The following is a 16,726-nucleotide window of genomic DNA, read 5'->3' on the forward strand; positions in this document are numbered from 1 at the left end:
TCACTGACAGGATTTATCAGGATGAACTCGCTATTTCGATTTGTTCGCGCACGGCATCGCGCCGCACGATTGGCGCTCGCTGGCGCCTTCATGCTGGGCCTCGCGGCTCCGGCCGCCGCCGAACCGCCGCTCGAAAAGACCGAAATCCGCTATCAGGGCTGGGCCGGGCAGGTGACCTTCATCGAGCTTGCCGACGACCTCGGCTATCTCGCGCCGCTCAAGCTCAAATGGGTCGGCAATACCATCAGCGGCCCGCAGGACATCCAGACCGTCGTGACCGGCGATATCGATGTCGGCGGCGCTTTCTACGGCGCGATCCTCAAGCTCATCGCCGCAAAGGCGCCGATCAAGGCCGTAGTCGGGTATTATGGCTCCGACGCCAACACCTATAATGGCTATTATGTGAAGGACGACGGTCTGATCAAGAGCGCACGCGACTTGATCGGCAAGAAGGTTGCCATCAACACGCTGGGCGCGCATCTGGATTTCGTGCTTCGAGAATATCTGGCCAGGGGTGGTCTCGGCGCTAGTGAAGCCAAGCAGGTGACGCTGGTTGCGGTCCCGCCGGTGACCGGCGAGCAGGCGCTGCGCCAAGGGCAAGTCGAAGTGAGCGCGCTCGGCGGCGTGCTGCGCGACAAGGCACTGGAGAGGGGTGGTATTCACTCACTGTTCAACGACACAGATCTATTCGGCCAGTTCACCGGTGGCTCCTATGTACTGCGGGACAAGTTCATCAAGGATAATCCTGAGGCTGCCCGCAGGCTGGTCGAGGGCATTTCGCGCGCGATTGACTGGGCGCAGACGACGCCCGCCGAAGAGGTGCGGGCCCGGTTCGACCGGATCATCGCCGAGCGCAAGCGCAACGAGGATGCCTCTTCGATCAAGTATTGGAAGAGCACCGGCGTCGCATCCAAGGGCGGCGTGATCTCGGACCGCGAAATCCAGCTGTGGATCGACGGGCTCGAGAAGGATGGCCTGTTCAAGCCCGGTCAGATCAAGGCCTCCGACACCTACACCAACGCGTTCAACTATTTCCGTCCGGGAAAGACGGCGGAGGTGCAATGACCCCGGTCAAGATCAGCTTCGAGCAGGTCCGCAAGGAATTCATCACGCGAGGTGAGGGCGCCCGCCCTGCAGGCCGCTTCACGGCCCTTGACGACATCACGCTCGACGTTCGCACCGGCGAGTTCCTGGTCTTGGTCGGCCCAAGCGGCTGCGGGAAATCGACCTTGCTCGATTTGCTGGGCGGACTGACGACGCCGACCAGCGGCCGCATCCTGCTCGACGGGCGCCCCATCGCCGGACCCGGACGCGACCGCGGAATCGTATTTCAGCAGTACGCCCTGTTTCCTTGGCGGACCGCCGCGGAGAACGTCGAATTCGGGCTCGAGATCGCCGGATTCAAGGCCAGGCAGCGGCTTGAGATCGCGCGGCATTTCCTCGACCTGGTCGGCTTGTCGGGCTTTGCCAATCGGTATCCGCACGAGCTGTCCGGCGGCATGAAGCAGCGCGTCGCGATCGCCCGAAGCCTCGCCTACGATCCGGAGGTGCTGCTGATGGATGAACCGTTCGCGGCGCTGGACGCTCAGACTCGCGAGACGCTCCAGGGTGAATTACTGCGGATCTGGCGCGCCACCGGCAAGACCATCGTCTTCATCACCCATGGCATCGACGAAGCCGTCGTGCTCGGCGAGCGCGTAGCCGTCATGACGTCGCGTCCGGGGCGGATCAAGCAAGTCATCGACCTCCCCGAGGTACTGCGCGACGAGGCAGACGATGTGCGCTCACTGCCGGAGTTCGGCCATGTACGCCATGAGGTCTGGAGCCTGTTGCGCGACGAGGTTCAGAAGGCCCAGCGGGGCCAGTTGAACGGAGGTGTCGGTGCGCGACATGTGGACCACGAGGTGAAGGAGATCGCCCATGTCTAGTCTGGAGACGCTGATACTGCTGGAGCTCGCGCACGGACGCCGAGAGGCGCTCACTGGCGTGCAACCTCAACCGTCGCCGGCGGTGAGTGGGGCCCGTGCCGCGATCCGCCAGTTGACTGTCCTTGGACACCGCTCCCTGTTACTGATTGCCCTGTTGTTGCTATGGGAAGCGGCTCCCAGGCTCGGCCTGATCGATGCGGTGTTCCTGCCGCCGTTCTCGGAGGTGATTGCCGCCGGCTGGCAGCTCGCGCAAAGCGGCGAGCTCTATGATGATGTCTCCGCCAGCTTGCTGCGCGCGCTGAGCGGGTTTCTGATATCGGTCGCACTGATTGTGCCGCTTGGCCTGGCGGTCGGCAGGTCAGCCCGGCTCGGTAATCTCCTGAACCAGTTCATCGAGATCTGCCGCAACACCGCGCCGCTCGCGCTGCTGCCGGTGTTCATCCTGCTGCTCGGGATCGGCGAGATGTCGAAGATCACGATGGTGATCTACAGCTGCGCCTGGCCACTCCTGCTGAACACCATCGCCGCGGTGAAGCAAGTCGATCCGCTCCTGATCAAATCGGCGCGGACCATGGGCGCGACACCGCAGCAACTGTTTCGCAAGGTGATTCTGCCGGCTGCGCTTCCGACCATCTTCGTCGGTATTCGCCTCGCGAGCGCATCCGCCATGCTCGTGCTGGTCGCGTCCGAGATGGTCGGCGCCAAGGCTGGTCTTGGCTATCTCATCATCAACAGCCAGTACAGCTTCCTGATCCCGCAGATGTATTTCGGCATCCTCAGCATCACGGTCATCGGGCTCGCGTGCAATGCTGTCCTCGAGGCGCTGGAGCGGCGCTTCATGCGGTGGAAGGCGCCGGTGACGGCATGAGCGTGCAGATATCGTCGCGACGCGAAGCACGATCGCAATCATCTGAACTGCGGACGTGAGTAATGACGACTGAAATCCATCGTGCAGACCAGAGGTCCCGCGGCGTCCGGTTCTGCGAAGTACGATGCCGATTTGGCTGGTGCTTGCCGGCGGCGGACTGGCAGTGATCGGGGCAGCGGCGAGTTGTGGGCGGCAGCAGTTTGCCGTAACGTGGAAACGGCAGGCTGCACTAATCTTACTCCGTCATACCGGTTTATCTCCTGATCCTCAGGAGCTTGCGCAGCAAGCGTCTCGAAGGACGAGGCCACCAGCGGGCTTCTTGGTTCGAGACGCGCTTCGCGCTCCTCACCATGAGGTCTTTCTGACGCAATAAGACTGATCCCTCCCTACGCAGCTGCGGCGACAAACTCGGCACCGCTCACCGCCTGCGCGCGGCGACTTTCCTCACTTTGGTGTCCGACCACGCCAGCGGCTTGCGGCTCTTCGACGGCAGCACGAGTTGCCCGACCGTCTGCCCGTCTGGTCCAGCAGCACCGAATGCGTCTCGCCGCGCGCATAGAGATGTGCCTCGCCCCATTGCCTTAAGGAGACCACGACCAGGAACAAGCCGTGGCCCCGTCTGGTCAGCACATGTTCCTGATAGGCGCTGCCGTCGGAGGCTGGTTTCGACCAGTCGCGCGTCGCGCCGTCAGCATGCCTCGTGCGAACTAGACCGGGCCCGTCGCTTTAAGCCATGTCACTCAGAGCAGTGCTGTGGCGGAAGCGGTTGGCGACCGGCGGCGCCTGAAGGTTAATTCTTCGCAATTGCAGCAGCGCCGTTAATGCCCGAGACACCAAGCACCTTTACGTGTCCTTCGCCTCTCTGTCCTAGCTTTGGAACGGCTGGGGCAATCTAAATGGGCATATTCGCGCGATTCCGTACCGCCTTCTCCGTGGGCGATCTGACCGACCCGCTCGGTCGTTCTCTGCTCGTGGAGCAGTTCCGTGTGCTCCGACAGCAGGTGCCGGTTCTCTACGCCGTGCTGCTCGTCGACAGTATCAGCGTAGGGCTGGTCCTCCCGTCCACGGTGTCGCCATGGCTGAGATTCGCGTTGCCGGCCGCTCTCCTTGCGATCTGTCTCGTCCGGCTGGTTCAGTGGATACGCCTGAGGCGGAGCGATTTCACGCCGGAGGAGGCGTACCGCGAGCTCGTCAGAACCCGCTTGGTGGCGGTGGTGCTCAACGCGGGCTTCGTGTTCTGGATCCTGGCGCTGTTTGGAGTTGTCGAGCCGGGCCTGCGCGCGCCTGTCGCGTTGCTCGTGTTCATGGGATGTATCGGCACCGCTTACTGCCTCGGCAGCTTCCCGCCGGCGTCGCGGCTGACGATGATCATCGCCGGTGCGCCGATCGCGACCGTGCTGCTCTTCTCCGGAGACGGGATGATGATCTCGCTCGGGATCAATCTGCTGCTGCTGCTCGTCTTGCTCGGTCGGATGATCAGCACGAACTTCCGGTCCTTCGTTCAACTGGTGGAGACCCATAGCCGACTGACCGAAGAAGGCGATCGTGCAAGGGTTGCAGAGCAGACCGCCACAGCTCTCGCCGAGCGGTTCGACAGAGCGCTCAACAACATGTCTCAGGGCCTTTGCTTCTTTGACGACGATCAGTGCCTGATCGTCTGCAATCGGCAGTACCTGGAAGTCTACGATCTCGATCCGGAAATCGTCCGGCCAGGCATGAAGTTGAACGATATTGTCGATCTCCGATATTCGGTCGGCAGCGCACCGAAGATGTCCAAGCAGGAATATCTGGTCTGGCGCAACAGCGCCCCGGTGATTGCCAAGAATTCGGATACGACCGTCGAGCTGACGAACGGGCGAATCGTGCGCATCCGGCATAGGCCGATGCAGGGCAACGGCTGGGTCGCCACCCACGAAGACATCACGGAGCGACACCGGACCGAAGTAGCTCTTGCGGAAGCCAAGGCCGCGGCCGAGCAGGCCGAAGCGACCGCGCGGGCCGCCCACACTCACCTGAGGGAAGCGCTGGACGTCGTGCCTGAAGGCCTCGCCATTTTCGGCAAGGACGATCGGCTGGTTCTTTGGAATAGGCAGTACACGGAATTCTACGCTGCCAGCCGGGACGCCCTCGCGGCGGGAGCTCCGTTCGAAGGCATCCTCCGCGCCGGTTTGGCCGCCGGACAGTACCCCGAAGCTGCAGGACGCGAGGAAGAGTGGCTCGCAGAGCGCATGGCCCGACATGCATTGCCCCGGCACTCTCATGAGCAGCATCTCGCCGGCGATCGATGGGTGCGCGTCGAGGAAAGACGGACGGCGGATGGGGGTAGCATAGGCGTTCGGATCGATATCACCGACCTCAAGCGGCGTGAGGCGTCGTTCCGGCTTCTTTTCGAAGAAAATCCGCTTCCGATGTGGGTGTCGGAGGCGAAGACGCGGCAAGTGATCGCGGTAAACGGGGCGATGTGCCGCCACTACGGCTTTTCCCGCGAAGCTCTCCTCAGCATGTTCGAGCCGCAGCTTGAGTGCGGAGATCCCGAGAGCGAAAGTCGTGATTTCGAGCTGCACCGGACGGCCAACGGCGAGGTGATTCAGGTCGTGATCGAGTCCCGGCCGCTCATCTACGAAGGCCGCGCCGCGCACGTTTCGGTCGCATTCGACGTGACGGATCGGAATCGGACGCAAGAGAAGATCAGCTACCTCGCTAGCCACGACGCGCTCACTGAATTGCCGAACAGGGCGGCCCTGGATCAGCACCTCGTCGCCGCGATCGAGCGGGCGCGCGCCAGCGAGGACGGGTTTGCGGTGCTCTGTATCGACCTCGATCACTTCAAGGAGATCAACGATCTGTTCGGCCATGCCGTCGGCGACGCCGTGCTGCGGGAGGCCTCAAGGCGCCTGCAGGAAGCCGCGCAAGGATCCTACGTTGCCCGTGTCGGCGGCGACGAGTTCATCGGCATCACTGATGAATTGCCGTTGCCGGCAAGCGCGGAACTACTCGCCACCAGGATGCGCGCGCAATTCGAACATCCAATCGAAGTCGACGGCCACGCCCTGCAGATCGATCTCTGCGTCGGAGTGGCCCTGTATCCGAGAGACGCTGACAATGCCGTCTCCCTGCTGGCGAACGCCGATGCCGCGCTCTATCGCGCGAAGCACGAAGGCAGGGGAGCGATCCGCCTGTTCACGAGCGCCATGGACCAGCAGTTGCGGGACCGCCGCGCCCTGGAGCACGATTTGCGGGTGGCTGTGGAGCGCGGCGAGCTCTATCTGGAGTACCAGCCGCAGCAGGACCGCCACGGTATCCTCAAGGCCTATGAGGCCCTCGTACGCTGGCGCCATCCGGTGCGCGGAATCATTGCTCCGGGGGAGTTCATTCCGGTCGCGGAGAAGAGCGGCTCGATCGCGCAGATCGATGACTGGGTTCTCATGGAGGCCTGCATGGAAGCGGCGTCGTGGCACCAGCCCTTGAGGGTGGCGGTCAACGTCTCGGCTGCACAGTTCCGCCGAGAAAATCTGGATGCCCACGTTCGCAAAGCACTGCGCGAGAGCGGGCTACGGGCTTCGCGCCTTGAGCTAGAGATTACTGAAGGCGTACTGATCGAGGACATTGCGCGCGCCAAAAGGACGATGCAGTCGCTCAAGGCTCTCGGGATCCATATCGCGCTCGACGATTTCGGAACTGGATACTCGTCGTTGTCCTATTTGGAGGCGTTTCCCCTCGACCGCATCAAGATCGACCGCTCCTTCGTCGCGGCGCTTGGCGAGAGCGAGCGGTCGCTGGCCATCGTTCGAGCCGTGATCGGCCTGGCCCACGGGCTTGGCGTGCCGGTGCTTGCCGAAGGTATCGAGACCGATGCTCAGATGTCGCTGCTACTGCAGGAGGGGTGCGACGAGATGCAGGGGTACTTGATAGGGCGGCCACGGAGCCTCGAGCCTGCCCCGCAAAGTAACAGGGTTCCTATTCGAGCGGCGTCTTGACCACCGGCGCTCCGCTCCGCGCGCGCGGGGAAGTCCGGGAGGAAGATCCCGCTCGAATCTGGTTCGTCAGCGGCCATGGCCGCTAGTTGCTGTTCTTGATGAAGCTTCATCGGAAACCTTGTTGTCCTCACCTGGTCCGGTAAATCGGTCAGTTCCGGTGGCAAGACGTGGCCAACCTCGAAACTGCAGTCTTTGCGGCGATCGAAGCGCTTCCCGAGCCGGTCCGTCTCGGCTTCGCGAAGTTCGCCGCATCGATTGCGGCCAGTTCGCCGGCGGGGCTCTGGCGAATGTCCGGGCACCGGCGGTCCTGCACGCCCTGCGCAACCACTTCTTTGACGCTCGCAGTCTCTTCCGAATAGTGGTTTCTGAGCTAGCTTAACTCAGTCGAACCGGCGCGGTATGGACCTGTGTATGCCAAGTGGTGTGGGAAGGGTGGCATCGCGCGAGGTCTCCCCTATCCCGATCAATCAAAGCACAAATTGCGGGCTAACCAGTTGGGACTTTTGCGGCAGCGTCGAACCACGACTATGCGAGCTTCGTAGGACGGACGCACTGATTTCCTCAAGGAGCTTTAGTCGCAAGCCACCGAGGGCGCGTTGTCGTGCTTGAGGTGTCGCTTCCGGATGTTGTAACTCACCAGCCAGATCACGCCGACCGCGATCGGCACAAAGGCTGCGGTTAGGAACGAGGGCTCCACACGTAGTCCGACATCGTGCGCGCCCTTGGCCAGATAGCTAAACAGGCTGACCACGTAATATCCGATCGCCCCGACCGATAATCCTTCGACTGTGCACTGCAGCCGGAGTTGCTGCCTCGCGCGCTCGTTGATAGCGTGCAAGAGGTCACGATGCTGTCGTTCAATCTCGACGTCGACACGGGTTCGCAACAGATCGGCGACACGCGCCAGCTTGACCGACAGGCTTGCCTGACGATCCTCGACGGTCGCGCAGGTTCGCATCGCCGGCGCCATGCGGCGCGCCAGAAACGACGACCAGGTCGGATAGCCCGCCACATCGTTGCCTTCAATGATGGACAGCCGCGATTGGACAAGCTCGTTATAGGCCCTGCTGGCGCCGAAGCGAAACAGGCTACCGGTCGCGCCTCTTTCGAAGGAGGCGGCCAACGCCGTCAGCTCGGCAAGCAGATGGTTGTTGAATTTCAGTCCCTCTGCGCCTTGCATTTCTTCGAGCGTCTCAACAAGACGCCGATCGATACGATCGACAGACGGCGCAAGCTCGAGGGCCGCCGACAGACCAAGCAGCGCCAACGGGCGGTAGGTTTCGATTTCCAGGAGCCGTTGCACCAGCGCTCCGAGATCGTGCGACGTCAACCCGAGGTCGCAGACGAGGATTTTTGTGAAGCCTTTTTCGTCCACGCGGAAGTCTGAGGCGGCAACGCCTGCACCGCTCCTTGTGGCAACCATGGCCAGGCTATTCTTGTCAAAAATCTGTTCGGCGCGCTTAGTCGGCGAGGGGTCCTGCTCCACTTCTAACCTGATCGCGACCAGCAATTGTCCGGACTGCCGCAACGCGCGGATCAGCGATCGGACGGCATCATCAACTTTGTCGAATTGGTGAGCGACAGGACCATTTGCGTTAGGCCAGAACCAGGTGAATGTTGTAAATTCCGAATGCTGCTCCCAGCGTAGCGTAGCAGGCCCGATGACAATCTGATGATGTTTCGCCGATTGCCCAGGCGGCGGAAGATTGCGGTCCAGGCAGAAATCGATAAAACGGCAGCGATCGCTTGCGGCCGCCTCACCTTGCGCAAGAAAGGCGAGGTGGATCACGCTGAATGGCGAAACAAGGCGCGTGAAAGGGCGCGCGTGCACTTCGTCGAGCACGGCGTCGCGTTGCGGATGGGGGTTGAAGGTTCGCAGATCCAGTTCATCGATCATGTATTGACGACTCGCTTCAGAGTGAGCAAGCAACCGTCAGCCTTGACGCTCGAGGCATCGGCGGTGCTGGAAAACGGGTGCGCGGCAAGGCGCCGATCAAGTCACGTTGACGATCGATACCGAGGTCGCCTTCGGCTCGACAAAGAGATCTTGCGGGAGCAGAATCAGGCCGAGCAGATTGAGCCGGAACAGCCTGATCCCGCTTTCGACTGACGCCGTCAAAGACGTCTGCGGGGTACGGTCCGGTGTCTATGGCGAAATGCTGGTATTGTGGATCAATGCTTCTAGCGGTACGCCAGCAAGCCGTTCCCCGACCTTGGGGGTGGCGTGCGACACCGTCCGACGAATGCCTAGATCGACGTGGGCATGGTTGTCTGCCTCCGAATCCCATGGACATCGCCCGCCACCGAAGGATTGCCGCGTGCAAGTGAAGATACGCCGGCCATCTTCTGAAAACAGGTTTCCGGTGGCATGACCGATGCCGCGCGAGGCCGTGGCAAACAGGAGCGTCTTCCGTTATCCCAGCGCGGTGCAGACAGGCGACCTCCGGTGCGGCAACCGCATTATCGATTGACAGATCGATGCCCAAACGCGACTCCATCTTGTTGCTGCCGCCCAACTTCCTGGCGCGGAGAGCCGGTGCAGGATTTGGGCCAGCACTGTTGAAGGGCCACGCTCGCGTCTTTTTTGGCGCAATGTGGTTTTCGAAGACATCGGAGGCGGGTTTCAGACATGAAGCGCGCTTGTATTCTGACAGAATGCGTACGTGAGGCAGGCCACAGGGAATTGCCTGTTCCGCAAGATGATGCCTCGCCGGCCGCTGCCATTGTCTCAGCGGCCACGCTAAGGTCGGATTTGTCGATCCAGAGCCCGGAGAGTGACCGCGCCCGGACCCGCGAGGCAAGGCTTAGCGACGGGCTCATAACGTCACATCGAGTGAGGTTGACTGGATCACGCACGCAGAGCGCTCGCCGTCCTCGTCTTTGAAGCGACACTCAGAGCAGCACCAGCCTCGCGGCTCGACCGAATATCGCAGGGAGGCAGATACGTGGCGATCGTTGTAAGTGATCGACCAAATAGCGGCGGATCACAGATACGGCCGACTACTCGAGTCATCGGGCGTATTGCCCGAGTACGGCCTCTTCGATGGATTGATCGGCCGAAGACCGGCTGAAGCCTCGACTGCCTATGGCGCAACTGCGGTACAACTTTCATCCCCTGTCGGCTGTGCCGTCGTTTCTTGCGAAACATGAAGGTTCCTCTTTTGCTGTCGAGCCCCTTCGGGGTGCGCCGCTGATCGCCTCCGGCCCGTCGATCACCATCGAGGCCGCAAGGTGCGAGCTCGGAAAACAGAGATCAAGGAGGCTGCCAATGGCTGAGGAGAACGATTTCCAGCCGCGGCCCGGCCGCATCCGCTCTTCGCGGGCCCAGCGGGCCAAGCCCTTCATCGGCCAGGCGGTCGCCGCCGCTGAGCGCGCCGGTCGTATCCCCAGTGATGGTGTAGCTCGGTAGAGCAAAGCAGTCCGTACGCGCGCCCTCAGATGGCGCCGTAGCGTGCGGCGAATCGTCTGCTCACCGGCCGCTCACGTCTGGTGATAATCAAGACCCGCGTCGTCCGGCATGAGGTGAGATCTGCGCCACTCGCCGCGCACCTCAGCCAATTCCGGCGCGAGGGCGTCACTCGGGACGGGAAGAAGGCCCACCTGTTTGCCCCCGACACCGAGGATGGCCGATCCCAAGGCCTTTGCAGAGTGCTGTCAGAATGACCGCCACCATTTTCGCTTCATCGCCTCGCCCGAAGACGCGCCGGAGATGGCCGACCTCAAGGCTTCGCCCGCGAGGTCGTTCGCCAGATAGAAGGACCTCGGCACCAAGCTCGACTGGGTGGGCGTCGATCAGTGAAACACTCAGCACCCCTACGTGCAGATCAACGTGCGCGGCGTCGCAGAAGACGGCCAGGACCTCGTCATCTCCGGCGACTACATCAAGGAGGGGATGCGCGCTCGCGCCCGGGACCTAGTCACACAGGAACTCGGACTGCGCTCCAATCTCGACATCCGCCGCTCGCTCGAGCGTCAGTTTGAGGCCGAGCACTGGACACAGCTCGACCGCCTGCTGGTTCGCGACGCAAACCTGCGCGGCCTTATCGACCTTACGCCAAATACGGTGTCGCAGCCTGATCAGTACCAGGCGTTGAAGGTCGGCTGGCTGCGGTGCTTGGAGAGCCTTGGGCTTGCGCATCAACTGGGGCCCGGTCAATGGTTCATGGACGAGGCCGCTGAGACGACACTGCGCGAGCTCGGTGAGCGTGGCGACATCATCAAGCGTATCCACCGCAGTCTGAGCGAACGCGGCATCGAGCGCAGGACCGCAAGCTACGTTCTGGCGGGCGAAAGCCTCGACGTCCCCGTCATCGGATACCTCGTCGATCTCGGTCTCGACGACGAAGTGATCCGCACACTTAGGGGACCCATCTGGCTCCGATGTGTTCTCCCCAAGAATGCCGCAACGAGATCGCAACGAAATGGGTGAAACGACCGTGAGCGGAAGCGCCTGCCACGGTAAGAAAAATCAACAACTTAGAAGAGGCTCACTGCGTTCGGGACGCAGGGGTCGCAGGTTCGAATCCTGCCACTCCGATCGAGATTTCAAACACTTATAAGATTAGCGATCTTGTTGCGCAATGAATTTGCGCCTTCGTCTCATATACTTCTCGTGGATTGCGTGTTTCGGGCATTTGAACACCCGATAAGTTGTGTCATCCAGTCGGGTTTCCGGCACAGCGGTGCCCCCGGGAGGCAGACATTGGCGGAAGATTTTCAGCGATTCGTTATTTTGAATCGGTTGGCGAGCATTTCGGTTTCCAGAGCCCCTGTTGCATTTAAGCCGCCGACGGTTGCCGGCTTCGAGCTTTTCAACGTTCTTCAGGAGCGGAATGAGGCGGGGTCAGCGATCGAGTTTTTTGGCGCCAGCGACACCGAAAAGGACGACGAGGAAACGGAAGACGAGCGCATTGCGCGGTGCGTCGGGCATAACTTCATTTGGCTGCGCCAGATCAAGGTCGTCACTGGCGGCGCGTACAGGTATGCTAGGCTGTTGCTGGAGTTTGTCGACCAGAGCAAGAAGAGCTTTTCTGTCGTCGATACTAGTAGCCTGAAAGGCCGGAATATTTCCGGTGGGAAGAACGAACGCGGCGGAGTTTCCTGCCATGTCGTGATTCGACTTCCCATCAAGCAGCACGATGACGGTGACTATCGCTGCGCAGTCGAGGTCGCACACACGATCAATCGCGGAATGATCGAGACGTTTTTCTGCAGGCAGCTTCGCCGCTGGGCCCATGCCGACGAGCTGACCTACGAGGTTCATCTGCCGGATCGTAAGGGGAAGGCGAGCATCAAGGAGTATAAGTATAGCCCACGCCTCGAACTTCTCGCTGATGTCGGCCGATCGCTTTCCTTTGCTACGGCTGGTGGTCGAGAGTTAGCGCATATGACCTTCACGAAGCGATCGACGAAGCAGTCAATCGGCGGGAAGGATCACGTGCTTCAAAAGGAGCTGATCGCTGATGTTGAGCTCAAGGTGAACGCGAAGCAGGGCCCCGAAGATCCGAAGGAGCGCATGGCCTGGCTGACGGCAATACGCTCTTTTTATGAAACCAACGGCTACCACACGAAACTAACCTATAGGCAGCTCAATGGCGGAACGGCTGTGACCGGTAAGATCCATCAGGCCCTCGCGGGAGCAACGGACCTGGTGATGTGTCAGAAGGAGCTCATGTCTTTAGAGCATGAGCCGCGCGAATGGTATTCCGAGATTAACGATGAAATCGCCGACCAAATGGCCACATTCCTCGACAAGGATCAGCTATGGCAGCGCGGCAAATAAAGATACTGGACGTAGACCACGGCGGGCACCAGTCTCGTCTGCGTCTGCTCGCGCCTTTGCGTTATCTCCAGATCCGCCATCCCGAGAAGCGCAGGTATGACCTTACAATCCCGATTGTGGTTGGCATCGCCGGCTGGGCGATTTATCTCGTGATCGACCCACGGCCGGCGCTGTTCGGCGACAACGGCCTGCTGCGATTTACCCGCGACCTTCTTGTCATGGCTGTCCCTTTCATGATCGGCGCGCTCGCTGCTGTCTCGATGGGCGCTCCTGGGCCGAACCTTGATCGCCGTCCTATCGGTGCAGAGCTTTGGCTCGACAACGATCCGCTCACGATGCGCCAGTTCTTGTGCTTCCTGCTCGGTTACCTGAGTTTTCTGGGGCTCGCGGTCTTGATCGGCGTCGTGGCCGCCGGACTGTTACGAGACGCCGTTCTCGCGTGGACAGCGGCACTACCTCCCGCACGCTTTGCCGTGCGAGCTGCAGGCTCACTAGCGCTGGCTCTCTCACTGTCGTTTCTGTCGGTTACGGTCCTGTGGTCCCTCTATTTTCTAACGGATGTGGCGAACAGGAAGGGCAGCTAGGATGGCGATCGACCTGAAAGCCTATAAAAGGGATGTCGAGGCGCAGATTGAGCAGATCCGAGAAGATCTCGCGCCGCTCGAGTCCGGTAAGATGACCGTTGGGGAGCGGGAAGGGAACGGCCCTTGGCGGGACGTTACCAATGACGTGATTGAACATCACAAGTCGTCGCTTCAGACCTACGAACTCATCCTGGTCGATTTGAACGCTAGGATCGAGCGCGGCGAGTAAAGGCCCGGGCTATCGCCTCCCCCCGAGAGCCTCCGCTGCTTCTTCCTGAAAGTCCGGGAGATGGTGCCCGTAGCCGTTCTCAAGCTGCTTCACCGTCATGCCAGCCAGCCGGCCGCTTGCCAGCGGTCGGTGCCTTGCTGCATCAGCCAGGTCGCGGCGGTGTGACGCAGCGAGTGGCGAACAACGTCCTCGCCTAGGCCGGCATCCTCAAGAATGCCTTCCCAGGCCGATCGGATCTTGCCGGCGAGCGGCTGGCCGTTGTGCATGCGATTGATGACGAAGCGGATCTCTTCGCCCGTCTTCATGATGCCGGCGGTGCGCAACTCGGCCGAGCGCTGCGCATCTAACTTGCGCAAGCGCGCCAGGTGCGGCCGCAGCCGATTGGCGATCCTTGCCGGCGGTCCGGCGCTTCTTGGTGCCGTGCTCCTCAGCGCCACGGCCCTGATAGATCATCGCGTCCATGTTAATCCACGGATCCGTCATGGTCACGAACCATTGTGTCCGCCGGATCGTCTCCTCGCGCCCGGCCGAATAAAGGCAACCAGAATGAAGCGCGCGGCCCGCCGTCGGCGGTTGATGATCCAACGCTCGCGGAGGACCAGGCGGCCGTTCTCACGCTTCCACGTCTTCTTCTCTCCATCCCAGACATAGCCAAGCGTGGCCGCGAGCAGGCGCGCGGCTTCGTTGCGCGTGAGCCAGCGCTGCTGGCCATCGGTCTTGATCGGCAATGTCACCCTGGGAGCGAAGCTCAGTGTATGCTCGGCGTGATAGGCGTTGATCGCGGCGCGCAAATCCTCCAGGCGGCGGCGCGCCGTCTGGTCAGAAACCACGCCCGCGCGCGACGAATGCCGGCGGCCTTGTTGTTGTTGTCGTTGGGAGTGCCGGTCGACCAGTCGACGAAGTCGCGGCAGAGCTGCGCCTTGATCGCACTCACAGTCTTGTTGCCAAAAAAGTTGTTGAGGTCGAGTAAGCAGATAAGCAGGAGATTCGTGCTGCGCCCAAGAGCGTTGGTCGCTCTTATCCTTGGGGCGCTTTGCAATTTCGTAGGCGGTAAGTACGTCAGCTATGGCGAGGACGCTGGGGTCGGTCGCGCCGACCGTGCTGTTATGTCGTTCGCCGATGTAGGTTTCGAGCGCCTTCGCAGCGCCGTTAATGCCGTCGCGGCTGCAGCCTGTGCGGATCTGGCGGCCGCGGTCGAGGATGATCCAGGCTTCATCGTCCTCTCTGAACCAGAGGCTTTGCGGCCCGGCATGACGGCTTGACCAATTTGCGATTGGCACGAGGGGTAGTCAGATATTTGCCCGCTAATTTGGTGATTTCAAGAGTCCCAGCTGCGGCTGCCCTACGTAGTGAGGATAGAGTCAATGGACCATGAGGAAAAAACACCGCGATAGCCTCGACTAGAGTCATCACTTCGTCCTCGTCCCATTGATTAGGAGCGGGTCGTGATTTAGCGCGAGCGAGCTTGTCGATGTTACGCTTTGGCATCTACGGACGCGGCATGACGAACTGCCGACACATTTGGTTCAGCCACTCGGCTCAATGCCTATTCAAAAATCGCCCGCCGCAAATCTTTATGCCCAAGCAAGAGAGGGAATTGGCGGCTTCGGAGTGCAAATCGGACGCTTCGCAGCTGCTAGACATCGGCGTGGCTTCCGGGAGGAGCCGCGCATATGGCGCTGCGCAAGACTTGTGCTTTGAGGGAGCTGAACGGCTTTGAGCGACGACGTCTCTAAGGGGCGATGATCGTGCGACGGATGCCGGTTTTCGCTCGGATAAGTTCAAGAATGCGACCGGGAAGTCATTGATGTTTCTTAACCCGTGGCTGTCTGTCGGCCATATTCGCACTTATGCGGCGATTGCGTGCGGTTTTTCACCGCAAAGGCAAGCAAATTCGCCGCATACCATACGGCGAATAAAGGCAACTATCTCTCCCAAAATTCGGCGGCCTTCGAACCCTTCATGAATGCTGAAAATCGCCCGCGCGTTTATCGATAGTTGGTCACAACACTCCGCTCGAGGTTGCGAGAGGACGCTTTTCGTGTTTCATGTTTTGTTCTAAATGGATTCAGCGGGCGCTTTGGTGAGCACTTTCCAATTTATCCATACCGGCGACATCCATCTGGACAGTCCGCTGAGAGGCCTGAGCGGACAGGAGGGGCCTGCGGCCGAGCGTATCCGAACGGCGACCCGAACTGCCTTTGAGGAACTCATTACTCACGCAATCGATAGGCAGGTGGCTTTCGTGGTCATCGCTGGCGATCTTTACGACGGCGATTGGCGCGATTTTCAAACCGGCCTCTTTTTCGTGCGGCAGATGGGGCGTTTGCGGGCGGCAAAAATCCCCGCCTTCGTGCTGCACGGCAATCACGACGCCGAAAGCCAAATCACAAAGCGGTTGACGCTCCCCGACAATGTTGAGGTGTTCGGCTATCGAAAGCCCCAGACTTTCAAGATCGATCATCGCCGCGTCGCCCTTCACGGTCAAAGTTTCCGCCTGCAGGCGACGACGAACAATCTGGCGGCGGCCTATCCCGCGCCGATCAAAGGCTATTTCAACATCGGCGTGCTGCATACCGCGCTCGGCGGAATGAATGGTCCTCACGAGAATTACGCGCCTTGCACGCTCGAAGAGCTGGTCAATAAGGGTTATGACTATTGGGCGCTCGCACATGTGCATCAGGGCCGCGTCCTGCATCAAAATCCGCACGTGGTGTTCTGCGGCAATCTGCAGGGGCGCCACATCCGTGAATCCGGCCCGAAATCGGCGCAGCTCATTTCGGTTCAGGACGGAGCGATCGAAGGCGCTGAGCCGCTATACACGGACGTCGTGCGATGGATGCATGTCGATGTACTGGTCAGTGATAGCGCGCGGATCGGGGATGTTATCGATCAAATCAAGCACTCGATCGGCGAGGCCGCAAAGAATGCAGAAGGCCGCCTGCTGGCTTGTCGCATCAAACTAAGTGGCCTGACGGCTCTTCACGGCGAACTGGTGGCTTCTGGGCCGCAATTGCTGGCTGAAGCGAGAGCCGCAGCACTGGCTCTCGGCGAAGAGGTAGCTTGGATCGAACGCGTCATCAATGCAACCGTGCCTGTGACGGCAGTTTCCATTCACTCAGAGGGCAATGCGATCAACGATCTCAAAGTCCTATTGGGTGAGGCCGCGGAGGATTTCGATCTCCAGGCGGAAATCGCGAACGACCTCGGCGACCTTGTCCGCAGGCTTCCTCACGAAGCGGCGCTTGATGTCGACGATTCTCTTCTCGAAGCAGTGATTGCGAAAGAATACCCGGCCGTGATCGAGCAGGCTGGCGCATATCTCAGCGCGCGTCTGACTGCGAAAAGGCGTTAATCG

The 16,726-nt window shown here is 60.8% G+C and carries 12 protein-coding genes, 1 tRNA gene and 1 pseudogene; 10 read left to right on the forward strand and 4 right to left on the reverse strand.

Translation table 11 applies throughout. The annotated features are described in order from the left end of the window. Nucleotides 1–21 precede the first annotated feature (21 nt). The 4 genes from ACLFLU_RS09630 (at nucleotide 22) to ACLFLU_RS09645 (ending at nucleotide 6,773) form a co-directional block, all read left to right on the forward strand. Nucleotides 22–1,065, forward strand: coding sequence for an ABC transporter substrate-binding protein (locus ACLFLU_RS09630; protein WP_426411961.1), 1,044 nt, complete (start codon nucleotides 22–24; stop codon nucleotides 1,063–1,065). After that, nucleotides 1,062–1,928 (forward strand): ABC transporter ATP-binding protein, encoded by an 867-nt coding sequence (locus ACLFLU_RS09635; protein ID WP_426411962.1) that lies wholly within the window; start codon nucleotides 1,062–1,064, stop codon nucleotides 1,926–1,928. Before ACLFLU_RS09630 ends, ACLFLU_RS09635 begins: the two co-directional genes overlap by 4 nt. After that, nucleotides 1,921–2,796 (forward strand): ABC transporter permease, encoded by an 876-nt coding sequence (locus ACLFLU_RS09640; protein WP_027548161.1) that lies wholly within the window; start codon nucleotides 1,921–1,923, stop codon nucleotides 2,794–2,796. Before ACLFLU_RS09635 ends, ACLFLU_RS09640 begins: the two co-directional genes overlap by 8 nt. An 896-nt stretch (nucleotides 2,797–3,692) precedes the next feature. Then, nucleotides 3,693–6,773: an EAL domain-containing protein gene (locus tag ACLFLU_RS09645; protein WP_426411963.1), complete on the forward strand. Its 3,081-nt coding sequence runs from the start codon at nucleotides 3,693–3,695 to the stop codon at nucleotides 6,771–6,773. 571 nt (nucleotides 6,774–7,344) lie between these two features. Here the strand turns inward: ACLFLU_RS09645 and ACLFLU_RS09650 are convergent. Beyond that, nucleotides 7,345–8,670 (reverse strand): DUF3422 family protein, encoded by a 1,326-nt coding sequence (locus tag ACLFLU_RS09650; protein ID WP_426411964.1) that lies wholly within the window; start codon nucleotides 8,668–8,670, stop codon nucleotides 7,345–7,347. Nucleotides 8,671–8,766: 96 nt separating this feature from the next. Continuing rightward, nucleotides 8,767–8,892 (reverse strand): hypothetical protein, encoded by a 126-nt coding sequence (locus tag ACLFLU_RS09655; protein ID WP_256374910.1) that lies wholly within the window; start codon nucleotides 8,890–8,892, stop codon nucleotides 8,767–8,769. Between the two features lie 1,149 nt (nucleotides 8,893–10,041). Here ACLFLU_RS09655 and ACLFLU_RS09660 point away from each other — a divergent pair. The 5 genes and pseudogenes from ACLFLU_RS09660 to ACLFLU_RS09680 all read left to right on the forward strand — a co-directional run. Next, nucleotides 10,042–11,121 (forward strand): annotated as a pseudogene (locus tag ACLFLU_RS09660) (DUF3363 domain-containing protein); the annotation flags it as partial. Between the two features lie 87 nt (nucleotides 11,122–11,208). Then, nucleotides 11,209–11,310, forward strand: a tRNA-Pro gene (locus ACLFLU_RS09665). A 165-nt stretch (nucleotides 11,311–11,475) separates the two neighbouring features. Beyond that, nucleotides 11,476–12,555, forward strand: coding sequence for a hypothetical protein (locus ACLFLU_RS09670; RefSeq protein WP_426411965.1), 1,080 nt, complete (start codon nucleotides 11,476–11,478; stop codon nucleotides 12,553–12,555). Beyond that, entirely contained in the window at nucleotides 12,537–13,139 is a 603-nt protein-coding gene (locus ACLFLU_RS09675) for a hypothetical protein (protein ID WP_426411966.1), read from the forward strand. Before ACLFLU_RS09670 ends, ACLFLU_RS09675 begins: the two co-directional genes overlap by 19 nt. Nucleotide 13,140: 1 nt before the next feature. Then, nucleotides 13,141–13,368: a hypothetical protein gene (locus ACLFLU_RS09680; protein WP_426411967.1), complete on the forward strand. Its 228-nt coding sequence runs from the start codon at nucleotides 13,141–13,143 to the stop codon at nucleotides 13,366–13,368. 95 nt (nucleotides 13,369–13,463) lie between these two features. Here ACLFLU_RS09680 and ACLFLU_RS09685 read toward each other — a convergent pair whose 3' ends face one another. After that, entirely contained in the window at nucleotides 13,464–13,805 is a 342-nt protein-coding gene (locus tag ACLFLU_RS09685) for a tyrosine-type recombinase/integrase (protein ID WP_426411968.1), read from the reverse strand. A 48-nt stretch (nucleotides 13,806–13,853) separates the two neighbouring features. Beyond that, on the reverse strand, nucleotides 13,854–14,648 hold the full coding sequence (locus tag ACLFLU_RS09690) for a hypothetical protein (RefSeq protein WP_426411969.1): 795 nt from the start codon (nucleotides 14,646–14,648) through the stop codon (nucleotides 13,854–13,856). Between the two features lie 803 nt (nucleotides 14,649–15,451). Here ACLFLU_RS09690 and ACLFLU_RS09695 point away from each other — a divergent pair. Beyond that, nucleotides 15,452–16,723, forward strand: a complete 1,272-nt coding sequence (locus tag ACLFLU_RS09695) for a metallophosphoesterase family protein (RefSeq protein ID WP_426411970.1) — start codon at nucleotides 15,452–15,454, stop codon at nucleotides 16,721–16,723. Nucleotides 16,724–16,726 lie beyond the last annotated feature (3 nt).

Origin of the sequence: Bradyrhizobium ganzhouense (assembly GCF_049949285.1) — a bacterium.
GTDB lineage: Bacteria > Pseudomonadota > Alphaproteobacteria > Rhizobiales > Xanthobacteraceae > Bradyrhizobium > Bradyrhizobium ganzhouense.

Bases quoted from the DNA above. Each gene is read 5' to 3' on its own strand.
- ACLFLU_RS09675 (WP_426411966.1), top strand. From the start codon at position 12,537: ATGGCAGCGCGGCAAATAAAGATACTGGACGTAGACCACGGCGGGCAC.
- ACLFLU_RS09640 (WP_027548161.1), top strand. From the start codon at position 1,921: ATGTCTAGTCTGGAGACGCTGATACTGCTGGAGCTCGCGCACGGACGC.
- ACLFLU_RS09650 (WP_426411964.1), bottom strand. From the start codon at position 8,670: ATGATCGATGAACTGGATCTGCGAACCTTCAACCCCCATCCGCAACGC.
- ACLFLU_RS09680 (WP_426411967.1), top strand. From the start codon at position 13,141: ATGGCGATCGACCTGAAAGCCTATAAAAGGGATGTCGAGGCGCAGATT.
- ACLFLU_RS09635 (WP_426411962.1), top strand. From the start codon at position 1,062: ATGACCCCGGTCAAGATCAGCTTCGAGCAGGTCCGCAAGGAATTCATC.
- ACLFLU_RS09630 (WP_426411961.1), top strand. From the start codon at position 22: ATGAACTCGCTATTTCGATTTGTTCGCGCACGGCATCGCGCCGCACGA.
- ACLFLU_RS09645 (WP_426411963.1), top strand. From the start codon at position 3,693: ATGGGCATATTCGCGCGATTCCGTACCGCCTTCTCCGTGGGCGATCTG.